The 16,453-nt window shown below is 58.3% G+C and carries 18 protein-coding genes; 17 read left to right on the top strand and 1 reads right to left on the bottom strand.

Features of this window, described 5'->3' with window-relative positions:
- Positions 1-24 precede the first annotated feature (24 nt).
- The 8 genes from TPH_RS13700 to prmC all read left to right on the top strand — a co-directional run bounded on the left by TPH_RS13700 (position 25) and on the right by prmC (position 8,521).
- Positions 25-1,254, top strand: a complete 1,230-nt coding sequence (locus TPH_RS13700) for a nickel-dependent lactate racemase family protein (RefSeq protein ID WP_015051786.1) — start codon at positions 25-27, stop codon at positions 1,252-1,254.
- A 32-nt stretch (positions 1,255-1,286) separates the two neighbouring features.
- Positions 1,287-2,516 (top strand): NAD(P)-dependent malic enzyme, encoded by a 1,230-nt coding sequence (locus TPH_RS13695; protein ID WP_015051785.1) that lies wholly within the window; start codon positions 1,287-1,289, stop codon positions 2,514-2,516.
- Positions 2,517-2,644: 128 nt separating this feature from the next.
- Complete coding sequence (locus tag TPH_RS13690) at positions 2,645-3,445, top strand: methyltetrahydrofolate cobalamin methyltransferase (protein ID WP_015051784.1); 801 nt, start codon at positions 2,645-2,647, stop codon at positions 3,443-3,445.
- A gap of 596 nt (positions 3,446-4,041) precedes the next feature.
- Positions 4,042-5,202: an aspartate-alanine antiporter-like transporter gene (locus TPH_RS13685; RefSeq protein ID WP_201764460.1), complete on the top strand. Its 1,161-nt coding sequence runs from the start codon at positions 4,042-4,044 to the stop codon at positions 5,200-5,202.
- 194 nt (positions 5,203-5,396) lie between these two features.
- On the top strand, positions 5,397-5,600 hold the full coding sequence (rpmE, locus tag TPH_RS13680) for a 50S ribosomal protein L31 (protein ID WP_015051782.1): 204 nt from the start codon (positions 5,397-5,399) through the stop codon (positions 5,598-5,600).
- Between the two features lie 25 nt (positions 5,601-5,625).
- Positions 5,626-6,513: a DUF1385 domain-containing protein gene (locus tag TPH_RS13675; protein ID WP_015051781.1), complete on the top strand. Its 888-nt coding sequence runs from the start codon at positions 5,626-5,628 to the stop codon at positions 6,511-6,513.
- 50 nt (positions 6,514-6,563) lie between these two features.
- Positions 6,564-7,655: a peptide chain release factor 1 gene (gene prfA / locus TPH_RS13670; protein ID WP_015051780.1), complete on the top strand. Its 1,092-nt coding sequence runs from the start codon at positions 6,564-6,566 to the stop codon at positions 7,653-7,655.
- The gene (prmC, locus tag TPH_RS13665; RefSeq protein WP_015051779.1) at positions 7,655-8,521 is read left to right on the top strand and encodes a peptide chain release factor N(5)-glutamine methyltransferase; all 867 of its coding nucleotides are present in this window, start codon (positions 7,655-7,657) and stop codon (positions 8,519-8,521) included. The genes prfA and prmC overlap by 1 nt, the downstream gene beginning before the upstream one ends.
- Here prmC and TPH_RS13660 read toward each other — a convergent pair.
- Complete coding sequence (locus TPH_RS13660) at positions 8,511-9,545, bottom strand: DUF1646 family protein (protein WP_015051778.1); 1,035 nt, start codon at positions 9,543-9,545, stop codon at positions 8,511-8,513. The two genes, prmC and TPH_RS13660, sit on opposite strands and share 11 nt — an antisense overlap.
- A 225-nt stretch (positions 9,546-9,770) precedes the next feature.
- Between TPH_RS13660 and TPH_RS13655 the strand changes: the two genes are divergently transcribed.
- The 9 genes from TPH_RS13655 (at position 9,771) to TPH_RS13615 (ending at position 16,447) form a co-directional block, all read left to right on the top strand.
- Positions 9,771-10,844, top strand: coding sequence for an L-threonylcarbamoyladenylate synthase (locus TPH_RS13655; protein ID WP_015051777.1), 1,074 nt, complete (start codon positions 9,771-9,773; stop codon positions 10,842-10,844).
- A 37-nt stretch (positions 10,845-10,881) separates the two neighbouring features.
- The gene (locus TPH_RS13650) at positions 10,882-11,463 is read left to right on the top strand and encodes a manganese efflux pump MntP (RefSeq protein WP_015051776.1); all 582 of its coding nucleotides are present in this window, start codon (positions 10,882-10,884) and stop codon (positions 11,461-11,463) included.
- Between the two features lie 27 nt (positions 11,464-11,490).
- Positions 11,491-12,180, top strand: a complete 690-nt coding sequence (locus TPH_RS13645; protein ID WP_015051775.1) for a low molecular weight protein arginine phosphatase — start codon at positions 11,491-11,493, stop codon at positions 12,178-12,180.
- 73 nt (positions 12,181-12,253) lie between these two features.
- A complete protein-coding gene (rpiB, locus tag TPH_RS13640; RefSeq protein ID WP_015051774.1) occupies positions 12,254-12,745 on the top strand; it encodes a ribose 5-phosphate isomerase B in 492 nt (163 codons plus the stop codon).
- A gap of 19 nt (positions 12,746-12,764) precedes the next feature.
- Positions 12,765-14,012 (top strand): serine hydroxymethyltransferase, encoded by a 1,248-nt coding sequence (locus TPH_RS13635; RefSeq protein ID WP_015051773.1) that lies wholly within the window; start codon positions 12,765-12,767, stop codon positions 14,010-14,012.
- Positions 14,013-14,111: 99 nt separating this feature from the next.
- Positions 14,112-14,621, top strand: coding sequence for a deoxycytidylate deaminase (locus TPH_RS13630; RefSeq protein WP_015051772.1), 510 nt, complete (start codon positions 14,112-14,114; stop codon positions 14,619-14,621).
- Entirely contained in the window at positions 14,575-14,898 is a 324-nt protein-coding gene (locus TPH_RS13625) for a MazG-like family protein (RefSeq protein ID WP_015051771.1), read from the top strand. The genes TPH_RS13630 and TPH_RS13625 overlap by 47 nt, the downstream gene beginning before the upstream one ends.
- Positions 14,899-14,919: 21 nt before the next feature.
- On the top strand, positions 14,920-16,095 hold the full coding sequence (wecB, locus tag TPH_RS13620; RefSeq protein WP_037999152.1) for a non-hydrolyzing UDP-N-acetylglucosamine 2-epimerase: 1,176 nt from the start codon (positions 14,920-14,922) through the stop codon (positions 16,093-16,095).
- Positions 16,096-16,192: 97 nt separating this feature from the next.
- Positions 16,193-16,447, top strand: a complete 255-nt coding sequence (locus TPH_RS13615; RefSeq protein ID WP_015051769.1) for an AtpZ/AtpI family protein — start codon at positions 16,193-16,195, stop codon at positions 16,445-16,447.
- The last annotated feature ends 6 nt before the right edge of the window (positions 16,448-16,453 follow it).

Genomic DNA, 16,453 nt, shown 5'->3' with positions numbered 1-16,453 from the left:
TACAATGATGGAGGATGGTTTTTGATGAAGGGACTGAAATACGGGCGGACGACACTGCCCCTTCCCCCGGCTCTGCTGGAGCGTGCGCAGTGGCTGGCCCCGGCGGGAGAACCGGAACCCGTGCCCGATCCCGCAGCTGCGGTCAGGGCTGCTCTGAGAAATCCCCACGGCGCCAGTCCCTTGAGGGAACTGGCGGCCCCTGGGGAAAAGGTGGCGATCATCGTCAGCGATATTACCAGGCCTGTACCTACTTACCTGATCCTCCCCCCTCTCCTTGCGGAGCTGCACGGTGCCGGGGTGCGGGTGGAGGATGTCACCATCGTTTTCGGTTTGGGCACCCATCGCTCGATGACCGCAGAGGAGAGGCGCAGCATTCTCGGCGAGGAGGTCTTTGAAAAATACCGGTCCGTAGAACCGCACGACTACGTGCTTCTGGGGAGAACTTCGAGGGGAACCCCCATCGAGGTGACCCCGGAGGTGGCGGAAGCGGACCTGGTCGTCCTGACCGGGAATCTGGAGTACCATTATTACGCCGGCTACACCGGGGGGTTCAAGGCCCTCCTGCCGGGCGTTGCCTCCTATAGGGCGATCGAGAACAATCACCAGATGATGATGGACCCAGCCTCCGGGACCGCCGTTGCCGACGGCAACCCCGTCCGGGAGGATATGGAGGAGTTCGGGCGCTTCTTCCCCAGAACATTTGTGGTGGATGTACTGTTGAACTCGCAAAAGGGGATCTTCGCGGTGATGGCGGGGGACCCTGTGGCCGCCCACAGGGAAGGGTGCCGGCTGCTGGATAACTACTACAAGGTCTTCGTGGATGCACCGGCGGATGTGGTGGTCGTCAGCGCCGGCGGATACCCCAAGGATCTCAACCTCTACCAGGCGCAGAAGGCCCTGGAGAGCGCGGCGCGGGTGGTGAAGACGGGCGGCCGGCTCGTGCTGGTTGCCGAACTGCAGGATGGGATCGGCAACAATGTTTTCGAGGAGTGGATGCTTAATAGCAGTTCACCTGAGCAGATTCTGGAGCGGATGAGGCAAGGATTTGTTTTCGGCGGACACAAAGCGGTCTCCATAGCCAAATTGGTGAGCAGGTGCCAACTGCTGCTGAAGTCGTCCCTGGATGATGAGACCGCCCGCCGCTTCTATTTTCAACCGCTTAAGGATCTGGCTGATCTGGAGTTAAGGCCTGGGGAGAGCGTCTTGATCATTCCTTTCGGCAGTACCATCTTACCTGAGGTGAGAGTGCAGTAAAAAAGACAATCGATTGGCTGGGAGGTATGGCTGTGTCATTACGGGAAGAAGCTTTAGAGTTGCATCACAAGTACAGGGGAAAGATTACGGTACAAGGAAAAGTTGCGGTGAACAACGGCTATGATCTGAGTCTGGCCTATACTCCTGGTGTTGCAGTTCCCTGCCAAGAAATCCACGCCGATGTGGATAAGGTCTATGATTATACCAGTAAGTGGAATATGGTGGCTGTCGTCAGCAACGGCACCGCCGTGCTGGGTCTGGGGGACATCGGGCCGGAGGCCGCCCTGCCGGTTATGGAGGGGAAGGCCTTGCTTTTCAAGGTTTTTGCCGGGATCGATGCCTTCCCCGTCTGCATCCGGGCCCGAAGTGTTGAAGAGGTTGTGCAGGTCGTCAAGAGCATTGAGCCCACTTTCGGCGGCATCAATCTGGAGGATATCAGCGCGCCAGACTGCTTTGCTATTGAGGGCCGTTTGAAAGAGGAGATGAGCATACCCGTTTTTCACGATGACCAGCACGGAACCGCCATCGTCACCCTGGCCGCTCTGCTTAATGCTCTCAAGCTCGTAGGCAAGAAGATGGGCGAGATCAGGGTAGTGATCAACGGCGCCGGCTCCGCCGGGATAGCCATCTGTAAGCTGCTCCTGAGCTCCGGCGTGCAGGATATCGTCATGTGCGACCGGCAAGGAGCGATTTGCGAGGGGCGGGGGGGAATGGACCCCGAGAAGGAAAAAATCGCCGCCGTTACCAATAAAGACAGGCTGCGGGGGACGCTTGCCGATGTGCTGAAGGGGAGCGATGTCTTCATCGGGGTTTCCGCCGCCAATGTGCTTTCACCGGAGGCGGTGCGGAAGATGGCTCCCGATGCCATCGTCATGGCCATGGCCAACCCGGTTCCGGAGATTATGCCCGATGCGGCGCGGGAGGCGGGGGCGCGGATCGTCTGCACAGGACGTTCGGATTTTCCCAACCAGGTCAACAACTGCCTGGCCTTTCCCGGTGTTTTCAGAGGTGCTCTGGATGTGCGTGCCCGGCAGATCAACGAGGAAATGAAGATAGCGGCGGCTTACGCCATCGCCGGTCTTGTGGGGGACGAGGAGCTGAGGGAGGATTACATCATACCCAATGCCTTTGATAGGAGGGTTGCCCCGCAGGTGGCGGCGGGTGTCGCCCGGGCGGCCATGGAGAGCGGTGTCGCCCGGATTTCCGTGGATCCCGCTGCGGTTGCCGGTAACCTGGAGGAATTGTTGAGCCAGGGCCTTTGAGTATGTTTGGAGAGGGCAATAACGGGTCCGGAACTGCCCGCGGACGACTGTTGCTGAATAATTTCTAAAAGCGGTTTTGCCAGTTTACGGATCAATCCAAAACAGCGAAAAACGGTGAGGAGGAAAGAATGATGCTCGTTGTAGGTGAATTGATCAATGCCAGCCGCAAGCCCATCGCTGCGGCGATCGAAGCTCAGGACGCGGAGGCGATCCAGAAGGTAGCCAGGGATCAGTATGATGCCGGAGCCGACTATATCGATGTCAATGCCGGGATCTTCGTCGGGAAGGAGGCCGAATACCTGGAGTGGCTGGTGAAGATCGTCCAGGAGGTGGTCCCTGCCCCCTGCTGTATTGACAGCCCCGACCCCAAGGCCATCGAAAGGGCCCTCGCCGTTCATCAAGGGACTGCCATGATCAACTCCATTTCCCTGGAAAAGGAAAGGTTTGAGGCCATGCTTCCCATGTTGGCGGGTACGGAGCTAAAGGTTGTGGCCCTCTGCATGAGCGATGAGGGGATGCCGGAGACATGCGCCGACAGGGTGCAGATTGCCGACAGACTGATCAACAGCCTTGTCCAGAAGGGGATTCCCCTCGGGAATATCTATGTGGACCCCCTGGTCCAGCCTGTTTCCACCAAGAGCACCTTCGGGGTGGAGTTTCTCAACGCCATTGAAGAGATCATGACGAAGTTCCCGGGAGTTCACACCATCTGCGGGCTTTCCAACATTTCCTATGGATTGCCCGTGCGCAAACTCTTGAACCAGAACTTTGCGGTGATGGCCATTGCCAAGGGACTGGACAGCCTGATCATCAATCCTTTGGACAAGCAGATGATGGCCAATCTGATCGCTGCCGAGACCCTGGCGGGTCGGGATGATTACTGCATGAATTACTTGAAGGCTTACCGCGAAAAGAGATTCGAACTCTAATATGTTTATGGCCGCCCTCCGGTATTTTGTCACAGGGGAGTACGATCGGGGTACGGGTTTTTCGACCCTGCCCCGTACCCTTTTCTCGAACGGAGGTCTGACCTGAGCCCCGTTCAAGGCCTGTATCTGTATAAACGAACAGCGCACCCTCGAAAAAGCGGTTTTGCTCCGATCATTACCTGGAAAGTGTCCGGAGATTCTTAACAAAGAGGATGGGATGTCCGGATTCAATGGATACAATATAATGTATCCATGGTAATGAGTGGAAAAGGGGTGCGTTGTTTTTTATGCATCCTGCCGCATGAAAGCCGGATTAAGCCCTTCGCCGGATTATGGATCTCGGACTGGGGGAATTCATGTTTCAACATCGACTTAAACCTTTAAGTCAGGGGGGAATAAGAACCGGTGCGGGCTGCTCTCTCAAAGCCGGATAGAAAGGGGTTTTGATGCGGCCTTTTCCTGGCATAAAAGTTGCAAAAAGCAGCTTGAAGCGGCCCCATAGTTTCTGCTTCACTTCTGCCGGCCGGGGCAGCGCTGAGGCGGCGGGATTCCTGAACAACACAGAACAGCACCCGGTGAAGGGGAGAGGGCTTATTTTGGGGGAATTCATCGACAGCATTATTAAGAACGAGTTTTTTATCCTGTTCCTGACAACTGCCCTGGGACTGCTGCTGGGAAAGCTCAAAATCAAGGGGGTCGGTCTGGAGACATCGGGGACGCTTTTTGTGGGAATAATAGCCGGGGCTTTAGGGTGCACGGCCGACAAAGCGCTCTTCCAGTTCAGCCTGGTGTTGTTTATCTCGGCAGTAGGGCTTCTGGCAGCGGAGGACATAGGAAGGGTAATGAGGCTGTACGGCTGGAGGTTCCTCTTTCTCGGGGCGATCATCACCTTCAGCGGCGCCCTGGCCACCTACCTATTGACCCTTCTCTGTAAGGGGGAATTCGACCCCTACCTGGTGGCGGGGACTTACACGGGGGCTCTCACCAGTTCCCCCGGCCTGGCGGCTGCCCTGGAGGCCACCGGGGGCAATCCCAACATTACCGTCGGCCATGCGGTGGCCTACCCCTTCGGTGTTTTGCTGGTGATCCTTTTCGTACAGCTGGCTCCGGTCATCTTCAAAATAGATGTTAAAAGAGAGCTTGAGGTTTACCGGAAAGAAATGAAACAGGTGTCTAAAGGCAGGACGGTGCCTGGCGGGAGAGGTAAAGCCGGCTTCGATCTGATCGGTTTCGCCTTCGTCATCGCCGCGGGTATTATCATCGGGAGCATACCGATCCCTGTACCCGGTCTGGCCACCTCCATCAAGCTGGAGATCACGGGGGGCGTCCTTATATCCGCCCTGGTGCTGGGGTATTTAGGAAGAATAGGGCCTTTCACCACGAGGATGTCCGCAGGTGTGCTCAGCGACCTCCGGGAGCTCGGCCTGGCCCTTTTCCTGGCGATCGTCGGCATTCAGAGCGGGGCGGGTGTGGTTGAGGTTCTGGGGGGGCAGGGGATTATCCTCTGCCTGATAGCGCTGGCGGCGGGGATTGTTGCCGAACTCGTCGGATTTCTGGTGGGGAGATACCTCTGGAAGATCAACTGGATCCTGCTCTCGGGAGCGATCTGCGGTGGGATGACCAGTACACCTGGATTGGGCGCTGCCGTTGATGCCGCCGGCACCGATGAGGTTGCCACCGGCTACGGCGCCACCTACCCGGCGGCCCTTCTCTTTATGGTTATCTGGACGATCCTCCTGCACACCCTCCTCGGCTGATCCTCGCAGCTCTGGTGTTATTGATAGGGTTGTCCGTTCTGTTGTTGGTTAACAGGACCGGTGTATTGCTTTGCGATAGCCGGTTGCTCCCTAACCGGTTGAAAAACGGCGACAAAGGGGCGACAAAACTCCGTTTGCCAGGAAACCAGGCGTTGTGCTATAATATTCACCGTTACGATACTGGAGGTGAGATGATGAAAGAGGGTATCCACCCGAAATATAATAAAAAGGCCGTCATCACCTGCGCCTGCGGCGCCCGGTTTGAAGTGGGCTCTACCAAGCCGGTGATGAGGGTGGAGGTTTGCTCCAACTGCCATCCCTTCTATACCGGGGCCAGAACGCGGGTCGTGGAGAAAGGCGGACGGGTAGAAAGGTTCCGGAAGAAGTACGGTCGCTAGGCAATCCGGAAGGGAGAGCGGCGCCTTGCTCCGTAAGAGATCCGTTACACCCTTTCAATACGGCGGTCAGGCCGTGATTGACGGGGTGATGATGCGCGGCCCTCAAGGGATTGCCACTGCCGTGCGCGTGGGGGAAGAGATCGTTGTTCGCAAAGAAGATGTCGCTCCCTGGACGGAGGCATTTTCTTTTTTCAGGTGGCCGCTGATCCGGGGGACCGTCGTTCTGCTCGAGTCTCTCGTGCTCGGGATCAAGAGTCTCAGCCTCTCCGCCTCCCTGGTTTCCGGGGAAGATGGAGGAGAGAGCCTGGGGGCGCTGGAGATCGGCCTTACGGTCTCCTTCGCCGTTCTATTCGCCACTGGGCTTTTCATCCTGCTTCCCACCTGGCTGGGGCACATCGCCCGTTTTCAGGTGGGGATTTTCGGGCAGAATGTCATTGAAGGGGTAACCCGGCTGGGCATTTTTCTGCTCTACCTTCTGGTTATCCGCAGATTTGAGGATATCCGGAGGGTTTTTCAGTACCACGGGGCGGAGCACAAGGTCATCAACACCTATGAGGAGGGAGCCGATCTCACAGTGGAGGAGGTGGCGCGGCGATCCTGCCTGCACCCCAGTTGCGGGACCTCCTTTTTGCTGATCGTTTTGGTGATCAGCATTTTGGTTTTCGCTCTTGTGGGAAACGGCCCCTGGTGGTGGAAATTCGGGGCGCGCCTCCTTCTTCTCCCCTTGATCGCCGGCCTCGGGTACGAGTTCATCCGCTGTTCCAGGAGATACAGAGATCGGATGGGATTGCTCATAGCCCCCGGCCTCTGGCTGCAGAAACTGACGACAGGTGAGCCTGATGCCGGTCAGATCGAGGTGGCCATTTCGGCTTTTAAATGTGTGCTCGTTTCCCCGGCTGCTCCCGGGGAATGACCCCCGGCGTATTACAGACGAAAGGGTGTGGAAGAAGGGGGTAGATAAAGATGATGGAAAAACTGGCGAGCCTGGAAGCTCTTTACATAGACCTGGAGCAAAAACTCGGCGATCCGGCGGTGATTGCCGACATCGACAGATGGCGTCAGTATGCAAAGAGGCACGCCGAGCTGACGGATATTGTGACCGCTTTCAGAGAATTCAAAAAGACCTGCCAGGAGATCGAGAGCACCAAGTCACTGTTGGAAGAGAGCGCCGATGCGGAATTGCGCGATCTTGCTGAGGCGGAGCTCGTGGAACTCCGGAAAAAGAAGGAAAGCCTCGAAGAAGAGCTGAAGATCATGCTCCTGCCGCGCGACCCGCGGGATGAGAAGAATGTCATCGTGGAGATCCGGGCGGGAACCGGAGGGGAAGAGGCCGCCCTGTTTGCGGGAGATCTCTTTCGGATGTACAGCTACTACGCCGAACAGCAGGGCTGGAAGGTTGAAGTTTTAAGTTCCCATGCCACCGATATGGGCGGCTTTAAGGAGATCATCTTCCAGGTCAGCGGTGACCATGTTTACAGCAAATTGAAATATGAGAGCGGTGTGCACAGGGTGCAGCGCATCCCAGTTACGGAATCCGCCGGGCGCATTCACACCTCGGCAGCGACGGTGGCGGTGTTGCCGGAGGCTGAAGAGGTGGACGTGGAGATCAATCCGCAGGACCTGCGCATTGATATCTTCTGTTCCAGCGGTCCCGGCGGCCAGTCGGTCAACACCACCCAGTCAGCCGTCAGGATTACCCATATCCCGACCGGGATCGTCGTTACCTGTCAGGATGAGAAGTCCCAGCACAAGAACAAGGAAAAGGCCATGCGTGTTTTGCGCGCCCGCTTGCTCGACAGGGCTCAGAAAGAGCAGCAGGGTGAGCTTTCTTCCCTGCGCAGGTCGATGGTGGGAAGCGGCGATCGCAGCGAGCGGATCCGGACCTACAACTTTCCCCAGGGCCGAGTAACCGACCACCGCATCGGGCTGACCATTTACCGTCTTCCGGAGATCCTGAAAGGGGATCTGGAAGAGTTGATCACCGCCCTGATCGCTGCCGACAGGGCCGAACAGTTGAAGGAACAGGCTTCCGGCGCGGAAGAAGCGGCAGAGTGATGACGACCTGTAGGGAGCTTTTGCGGAAAGGAACAATCAGATTGAGGGAAGATGGGATCGAGGCGCCCCGGCTGGAGGCGGAGGTTCTGCTGGCACATGCCTGGGAGCGGGAGCGCACCGATCTCTTTGTGTTTTCTGAGGATGAAGTTCCTTCCCGGGTGGTGAAGGAGTTTTGCGCTCTCCTGGAGAGGCGCTGCCGGAGGGTTCCTATAGCCTATCTCACTGGGGAAAAGGAGTTCATGTCCCTTCCCTTTTCCGTCAACCCTGAGGTGCTCATCCCCCGTCCGGAAACGGAGCTCTTGGTGGAAAGGGTGCTGGATTTCCTGAGGGAAAAGAAAGGGGCTGGGGAGCTGCTGATCGCCGATGTCGGCACCGGCTCCGGTGCGGTTGCCGTAAGCCTGGCCTTCTACAGTCCCCGGGCGCGCCTTTTGGCGACGGACATTTCCTGCGGGGCACTGGAGGTGGCACGGGAAAACGCCCACCGCAACGGGGTTGGGGAGAGGGTGGAGTTCCTGCACGGGGATTTGCTGGCCCCCCTGCTTGCCAGGGGTATGGTAGGGGTGGGAACGGTGGTTGCCGCCAATCTCCCTTATATCCCTTCATCGGAAATGGCAACCCTCCCTCCCGATGTGCGTTATGAGCCTTCGATTGCCCTGGATGGTGGGGAGGACGGGCTGGATCTCTACCGGCGGCTGGTGCCCCAGGCGGCCGTTTTTCTGGCTTCCGGCGGCCTGCTGGCCTGCGAAGTGGGGCCGGGGCAGGCCGCGGCCTTCGCCGGTATCCTTGACCGAGAGGGCTGGCGAAGGATCGGTATCGACAAGGACTACCGCGGCCTGCCCCGGCTGGTAACCGCTGTTAGAGGATGAAGATGATCAGATAGTAGGTGACCAGCAGGACGAGCCCCAGAGGAACGCCGAGGCGCGCCCACTCGGAACTGGTGATCTTCAGTTTCCCGGCGGATATGATATTGGGAATATTGCCGGGGATCAGCATCCCTCCGCTTATGAGAAGCCCCATCAGGATCCCCTCGATCTGTAAGCCTGACATCTCCGGGCTGATCTCTGCCGCCGCCAGAGTGGCGTTGTCCAGGATGGCTGAGATCATGTTGATCCAGTAGAGGAGGCGTCCGTCCAGGTGGATGATATAGGTATCGATCAGTGGTTTGAAGCCTGCCCCAAGCAGCTCCAGGGCCATAATGAAAAGGAACACCTTTCCGGCCCTAATAAAAACCCCGGTTATGGTTTCATCCTCCAGGTCGGGGATTTCTCCCTCTTCGGCTTCATTATTATTCTTTTGCCCTTTACCTGCCACGAGGCTGCCGGTGATGCCCAGAATGATGACTCCTGGTATGATGAAGATGCCGATGAGCCTGGCCAGGTACCAGAAGCTTTCTCCCATTTTAGAGATGACGATTGTGGAAAGCGGCTCACCGATGGGTGTCAGGGCAGCCCCCATGCCGATGGCTAAACAGGCAATGATGGTGGTGTTGACCTTTTTCTTCCTCTCCATGGGGAGGGCATTGATGATTTCCGACAGCAGAAGGGCGGCGATGATGGCGGTGATGATACTGGATATCAGACCCAGGATGGCGATGACAAGAAAAACGAAAAAATTCAGAGGGATGTGATGCAAAATCCTCCTTATCCATTTTTGAACCTGGTTTTGAAAGACAGAGAACAGCAGGCCGAAAACGAGGACGGCAGCGGTTATCATGTACATGAGATGATTGGTGAAGATCTCCTCAACCAGGTGTCCGCTCAGAACTCCGGAAATGACGGTGGCCGCCAGCCCCATCACAAAGAGAAAGGGCTCCAGGTTGTGCTCCACCGCTTTGACGAAGAAGGGCAGTGTCAGGACGAGCAATAAAATGATTATTAGACCGACTAACAAATGACAGTACCTCCTTTAAGAGCTATAATTTAGTAGGAACCTCTTTGATTATATAACTATTTGGGGGAATACGAAAGTCGGACGGCGGGAAAATGCCGATAGTATGACTAAATATCAGAAATTTTGGTGAATTATGGCGTTATAGTGAGAGGCATGTTAATTGTGGAAGAGGATATTATTCTGCATCTTTTTGGGAAATCCTAGTTACGACTGGCTGGTGCTGAGATGGAGAAAACGCGCTACCTGCAATTGGACCCCGCTGATCCCGATCCCGACCTGATCGCCGAAGCGGCTGAGGTGATTCGCCGGGGGGGGCTGGTGGCATTTCCTACGGAAACCGTCTATGGACTGGGGGGGAACGGGATGGACCCGGAGTCTGTGAAGAGGATCTTCCGGGTGAAGGGGAGGCCGCCGGAGAACCCCCTGATCCTCCACGTAGCCTCATTGGAACAGGCGCGGGAGCTGGCGAGCAGCTGGCCGCCAGCCGCAGAGGTTTTGGCCCGCCGGTTCCTGCCGGGGCCGCTGACCCTGATTCTGCCGCGAGCGGAGGGGATTCCGGATGAGGTGACCGCAGGGCTTCCCACCGTAGCCCTGCGCTACCCGGCCAACCGGATTGCCCTGGCCCTGATTGCGGCCAGCGGTGTTCCCATCGCCGCCCCGAGCGCCAATATTTCAGGCCGGCCCAGCCCCACCAGGGGAGAGCATGTGCTGGCGGATCTGGGGGGGAAAATCGAGATCATTCTCGACGGGGGGCCTGCGGAGGTCGGGGTTGAGTCGACGATCCTCAGCCTGGCGGACGAGCACCCCGTCCTCTTGAGGCCGGGTGGCGTGACCAGGGAAGAGATCGAAGCTGTGCTGGGGAGAAAGGTGATTGTGCCTGAGGTTGTAAACAACCCGCAGGGTATGGGGGCAGTGGGAAGGAGGGCCGCCCCCTCTCCCGGCCTGCTTTTCAGGCACTATTCCCCCCGGGCGCAGGTGATCGTGGTAACCGGCAGCTCCCAGGAGCAGGTGGCCAAGGTTAGAAACTTCCTTGCCGCGAACCCCGGGCGCCGGGTTGGTGTGCTGGCAACGAGCGAAAATCTCCCGGCTTACCGCGACATTCAACCGCCGCCCTTCTATCTTGCCGCACTGGGTTCCCGTTTCCGCCCGGAGGAGATCGCCGGCAGGCTATTCGCCGCCCTTCGGGAGGGGGATGAGCGAGAGGTGGAAGTGCTGCTTGTGGAGGCGGTTGCGCCTGAGGGCATGGGGATGGCCGTGATGAATCGCCTGTCCCGGGCTTCCGCCCAGCACGAAATCTAAAACGCTGAATTCAAGCTTCTGAAAGAGGGTTTCGCTGTTGGACGAACTGTTGACGTTGATCCTGGTCGCCGTTGCTCTCGGTGCCGATGCCTTTTCCCTGGCCCTGGGGTTGGGGATGGGAAATCGCTCCCGCCGTTATATTATCAGCACCGCCGGAATGGTGGGGATATTCCATGTGTTGATGCCGCTGATCGGCGTTCTGATTGGTAATTACCTGGGCGCTCTGATCGGAAGGCTGGCCGCCTGGATGGGAGGGTTCATTCTGATTATCCTGGGGCTGAGGATGATCGGAGAGGGGTGGCCGTGGAGGGTTACCGCATTCAGTTTGCGGGACTTCAGGGAAATGCTGAGCCCTCCCCCGGCAAAACCGGCCTCTTCCTGGGGCGGGCTTCTGGCTTTGAGCTGGAGTGTCAGCGTTGATGCCTTCGGGGCCGGCATCGGGTTGGGAGCAACGATGAAGGGACTGACTGCTTTCGTGGTCGTGCTGGGCCTGGTGGCCGCCGCAATGACCGCCTGCGGTCTGCTCCTGGGGCAGCTGCTGGGTCACTGGGCAGGAAAGTGGGCCGAGATCGCCGGGGGGTTGGTGCTGGCGGGGATTGGCGTGAGAATGTTTTTCTGATCTCGAAACGGGGTGAAATAGGGCGTGATGCGCATATTGTTCGTCTGCACCGGGAACACCTGCCGCAGCCCGATGGCGGAGGCGCTGGCCGGGAAAATCCTGCGCTCCTTCGACCTGGCGGAGAAGGTTGAGGTAAGCTCGGCGGGGCTGGACGCCTTCCCCGGGGCGGCGGCCAGCCGCCAGGCGTGTGCCGTTCTCAAGAAGGAGGGGATCGATCTGTCCGGCCACCGGGCGCGGCAGTTGAACGAGGAGATGGTGCGGCAGGCGGACCTCATCCTGACCATGACGGCTGCCCAGAAGAGGCGCCTTTTAGAACTGTTCCCGGAGGCAGCGGATAGGATTTTCATTTTGAAGGAGTTTGCCGACGCCGGGGATTTTCCGGCATCTTCCCGGCTGGCCGAAGTGATGAGGAGGATAAGGGATAAAGGGGAAAGATACTGGAATGCCAACGGGTCCGCTCTCGAGGCCCTGGAGGAGGAGAGGGCGGAGGTCCTGAAGCGCCTCCGGGAGATCGACGAAGAGATCTCCGCTTTAAAAGACGGCCTTAACTGGGCCATCAGGGGGGAACTGGAGGAATTAAAGGATTTGGAGAAGGAGCTGGCCGGGTATGACATTCCCGACCCTTACGGCCTGCCGGAGGCCGCCTACCGGGAGTGCGCCTCCGAGCTTGCATCCGCCCTGGAGGGCGTTTTTCGGCGCCTGCGGAAGATGTTGTAGAAAAATGTTCGGTGCGCGGAAGGAAAAAAGGGCAGCCTCCTAGAAGTCTACTTCGTTTATGCGGGGGTGGGTGGTGACAGTGCAGATTGCCATTGGCAGCGACCATGCCGGTTACAACCTTAAAGAGCTGATTAAGGAGCAATTTAAAGGGGAGGGGGTTAGCTTTGTCGATTTCGGGACGAACAGCACGGAGGCTGTCGATTATCCTGACATCGCCCGGCCGGTTGCCGAATCGGTCGCCCGCGGCGAGAGCAGGTTCGGTATCCTGATCTGCGGTACCGGGATCGGGATGGTAATAGCCGCCAATAAGGTTCCGGGTGTCAGGGCTGCCCTCTGCCATGATGTCTTTACCGCACGCGCTGCCCGCGAACACAATGATGCCAACGTTTTAACCCTGGGAGAAAGGGTAACAGAGGCCGGTTTGGCCTGTGAGATCGTTAGAGCCTGGCTGCAGGCTGCCTTTCAAGGAGGGCGGCATGAAAGGAGAGTCAACAAGATCCGCTCGATCGAAGAGGAGTTCTGCGGCAGGTGTCTTCAAAAAAGGGAAGACAGCGCTGTTGACTAAGAATAGCAGGAGGTACGGAATGGACTGCATCGATGAGTACCTGCTGCCCGTTGACCCGGAGGTGGCGGCTGCCATCCGGGATGAAGAGCGGAGGCAGCGGGAGAAACTGGAACTGATCGCTTCGGAGAACTATGCCAGCCGGGCCGTGCTGGCGGCGCAGGGGTCTGTGATGACCAACAAGTACGCCGAAGGTTACCCGGGGCGCCGCTACTACGGGGGCTGCGAACACGTGGATGTTGTGGAAGAGCTGGCCATAGAAAGGGCCAGGAAGCTCTTTGGGGCGGAGCACGTCAATGTTCAGCCTCATTCCGGAACCCAGGCCAATACTGCGGTTTATTTCGCGGTTTTAAAACCGGGGGAGCGCATTCTGGGGATGGGGCTGGAAACCGGGGGGCATCTCACACATGGCAGCAGGGTCAACATCTCCGGACGCTATTATGAGAGTTATCTTTACGGTGTCAACCAAAAGGGCTTTCTCGACTATGAGGAGATCCGCAAGCGGGCTCTAGAGGTGCGCCCTCGCATGATCGTCGCCGGGGCGAGTGCCTACCCGCGCCGCATCGATTTTGAGGCCTTTGCTGCAATTGCCCGGGAGTGCGGTTCTTATCTTTTAGTGGATATGGCTCATATTGCCGGATTGGTGGCGACGGGCCTGCACCCGAGCCCGATTCCCTATGCTGATTTCACGACGACGACAACCCACAAGACGTTGAGGGGGCCGCGGGGTGGGCTGATCTTCTGCCGGAAGTCCTTTGCGGAGAAGATCGATAAGGCGGTCTTTCCCGGGATTCAGGGAGGGCCGCTGATGCACGTCATCGCCGCCAAGGCGGTTTGTCTGAAAGAGGCGGGCAGTGAAGATTTCCGCTCCTATCAGCGGCAGGTGGTGCAGAATGCCTCCCGGCTGGGGGAAGTGCTGAAGGAATACGGTTTTTCGCTGGTGTCCGGAGGAACCGACAACCACCTCCTCCTGGTCGATCTGCGCAGTAAGGATGTCACCGGGAGTGAGGCCGAATTAATGCTGGATCAAGTGGGGATAACTGTTAATAAGAACATGGTTCCGGGGGATGCTCTTGGGCCTCAGGTTACCAGTGGGATCAGAATCGGCACACCTGCGGTGACCACCCGGGGCATGAAGGAGCGGGAGATGGAGCAGATCGGGAGGGCGATCCACTGTGTGCTTTCCTTCCGGGGGGATGCCGCCAGAATTGAGGAGGCGCGCCGGATCGTGGCGAGGCTCTGCCGGGAGTTTCCCATTTATGCGAGTTAGACAGCTGTTGCGCTCCGCTGATACCGATAAATGGGGAAAAAGTAAAGCCCTCAGGGTTTACTCCCGGCGGCGTTGCTGTGCACGGGCAGGAGGGGTTACATGGCAAGACCGGGTTGGGATGAGTACTTCATGGAGATTGCCCGAGTTGTGGCCAAGCGCTCCACATGTCTCAGGCGCCAGGTAGGGGCTGTCATCGTCAGGGATAGGCGCATTCTCTGCACCGGATACAACGGCGCCCCTGCGGGGCACCCCCACTGCAGCGAGGTGGGTTGCCTGCGAGAGAGGCTGCGCGTCCCCTCGGGGGAGCGCCACGAGCTGTGCCGCGGCCTCCATGCGGAGCAGAACGCCATTATCCAGGCGGCCGTCCACGGGATTTCCATCAAGGGTGGGGTGTTTTTCATCACCCACAGGCCGTGTGTCCTGTGCGCCAAGATGATCTGCAATGCCGGGATCCGGGAGGTTTACTTTCAAGGGGATTACCCCGACAGCCTGGCCCTGGATATCTTCCGGGAGGCAGGGGTGAGGCTGGTCCGTATGGGTTATGTCAAGGGAGAGGATGAGAATGGGAGAAATGAGGACGAAGGACATCACGCTCCCGCGCCTGAATAATCTCAAGCCGACGCTGGAGTCCACGGCCCTCAAGCTGATGGAGGAGGCCGGGGAGCTGGCTCAGGCCATCGGGAAGTTTCGGGGAATGAGCGGTGAAGGGACATCCCTGAGCGAGAAGCAGGTTGTGGATCTGGTGCTGCGGGAGCTGCTGGATGTGGCCCAGACGGCGGTTTCCCTCCTCTTCGTGCTGGAAGAGGAGTACGATGCCGATGTCGGAGCCGCCCTGGAGCGGCACATCCAGAAGCTGATTGAGAAGAACTATTTGCGCCTGGATTAGCGCCGGGAAAGCGGTGTGGACATGAAGAAGATCAGGGTTTTGTGCGTCTTCGGGACACGGCCGGAGGCCATCAAAATGGCTCCCGTGATCAGGGAATTGAGGGCGCATGCGGACGAAATTGAAACCAGGGTTGTGGTGACCGCCCAGCACAGGGAGATGCTCGACCAGGTGCTGGACACCTTCAACCTGCGGCCGGATTACGACCTGGCCGTCATGCGCCCGGGGCAGGATCTTTTTGACGTGACGGATGCGGTGCTCCACGGGCTGAAAGAGGTCCTCGGCCGCGAGCGCCCCGATCTGGTGCTGGTCCAGGGGGATACCACGACGACCTTTACCGCCGCACTGGCCGCCTTTTACAGCCGGATCCCGGTGGGGCATGTGGAAGCCGGCCTGCGCACCTACAACAGGTATGCCCCTTTTCCCGAAGAGACCAACAGGGTCCTGACGACCCACCTCTCCGACCTGCATTTCGCGCCTACGGAGCGGGCGCGGGATGCCTTGCTCAAAGAGGGGATTGCCGCTGAGAGGATCTTCGTCACGGGCAATCCGGTCATCGACGCCCTTTTCCAGGCGGCGGAGCAGCCTTTTCAGCTGGAACCGGAACTGGCCAGGGCGTTTCAGGAGAACGGGCGCGTTATTCTGCTGACGACACACCGGCGCGAGAACCTGGGGAAACCCCTGCAGGACGTCTACCTGGCTCTGCGGGAGGTGCTGCTGGCGCATCCCGATGTCGGGGTGGTTTTTCCGGTGCATAAAAATCCGGCGGTGCGCCGGGAGGTGGCCGGGGTTTTAACCGGCGTGCAGCGGGTTTACCTGACCGAACCGCTGGACTACCTTCCCTTTATCAATGTCATGAAGAGGGCCTACCTGGTGCTTACGGATTCCGGGGGCATTCAAGAGGAGGCTCCCGCCCTGGGAAAACCGGTGCTTGTGCTGCGCCAGGTGACGGAGCGGCCGGAGGCTGTGGCGTTCGGCACAGCCCGTCTCGTGGGGACCGACCGTTACCGGGTTACCGAAGAGGTCTCCCGGCTGCTCGACGATGAGGGGGCGTATCTCAAAATGGCAGGGGCGGTCAACCCTTACGGTGACGGCAGAGCAGCGCAGCGCATCGTCCAGGCCATCCTCTCCTATTTCGGGCGGGCTGCCGCTCCAGCTGAGTTTCGGCCTGCTGCCGAGGCCAAGTATTTTTCTCGCTAATCCACCGGGTCTGGAAGGATTTCCATAATCAAGAGCGAATAATAATTATTCATAGCCTCTTCACGTTGCATTCAAATGACAGATTTTGGAGAAAGAGATGGACGAAAAGAAGAGATTCCGCTCAGGATGGCGGGCGCTGGCATTGATGACGAATATTGGGGTTACCATGGTGGCATCGGTTCTGGTAGGATATTATATGGGACATTATCTGGATATTTTTTTGTTCCGGAAAGAAGACTCCTGGATGACCATCATTTTCTCCCTATTTGGGGTCGCAGCAGGGTTCCGCGGCGTTTTCAGGCTCGTCAACAGCGCTCTGGAGGACGGCTGTAAGAACGGGGGTAAGGAGTGATGAGGC

Source organism: Thermacetogenium phaeum DSM 12270, assembly GCF_000305935.1.
Lineage (GTDB): Bacteria > Bacillota > DSM-12270 > Thermacetogeniales > Thermacetogeniaceae > Thermacetogenium > Thermacetogenium phaeum.
Note: the sequence above shows the minus strand (reverse complement) of the source record. Positions and strands in the feature narration are given on the sequence as shown.

Coding starts and splice junctions, on each gene's coding strand:
- TPH_RS13635 (WP_015051773.1), top strand. CDS start 12,765: ATGGACTGCATCGATGAGTACCTGCTGCCCGTTGACCCGGAGGTGGCG.
- TPH_RS13690 (WP_015051784.1), top strand. CDS start 2,645: ATGATGCTCGTTGTAGGTGAATTGATCAATGCCAGCCGCAAGCCCATC.
- rpmE (WP_015051782.1), top strand. CDS start 5,397: ATGAAAGAGGGTATCCACCCGAAATATAATAAAAAGGCCGTCATCACC.
- prfA (WP_015051780.1), top strand. CDS start 6,564: ATGATGGAAAAACTGGCGAGCCTGGAAGCTCTTTACATAGACCTGGAG.
- TPH_RS13655 (WP_015051777.1), top strand. CDS start 9,771: ATGGAGAAAACGCGCTACCTGCAATTGGACCCCGCTGATCCCGATCCC.
- TPH_RS13630 (WP_015051772.1), top strand. CDS start 14,112: ATGGCAAGACCGGGTTGGGATGAGTACTTCATGGAGATTGCCCGAGTT.
- TPH_RS13700 (WP_015051786.1), top strand. CDS start 25: ATGAAGGGACTGAAATACGGGCGGACGACACTGCCCCTTCCCCCGGCT.
- TPH_RS13645 (WP_015051775.1), top strand. CDS start 11,491: ATGCGCATATTGTTCGTCTGCACCGGGAACACCTGCCGCAGCCCGATG.
- TPH_RS13615 (WP_015051769.1), top strand. CDS start 16,193: ATGGACGAAAAGAAGAGATTCCGCTCAGGATGGCGGGCGCTGGCATTG.
- wecB (WP_037999152.1), top strand. CDS start 14,920: ATGAAGAAGATCAGGGTTTTGTGCGTCTTCGGGACACGGCCGGAGGCC.
- TPH_RS13625 (WP_015051771.1), top strand. CDS start 14,575: ATGGGAGAAATGAGGACGAAGGACATCACGCTCCCGCGCCTGAATAAT.
- prmC (WP_015051779.1), top strand. CDS start 7,655: ATGACGACCTGTAGGGAGCTTTTGCGGAAAGGAACAATCAGATTGAGG.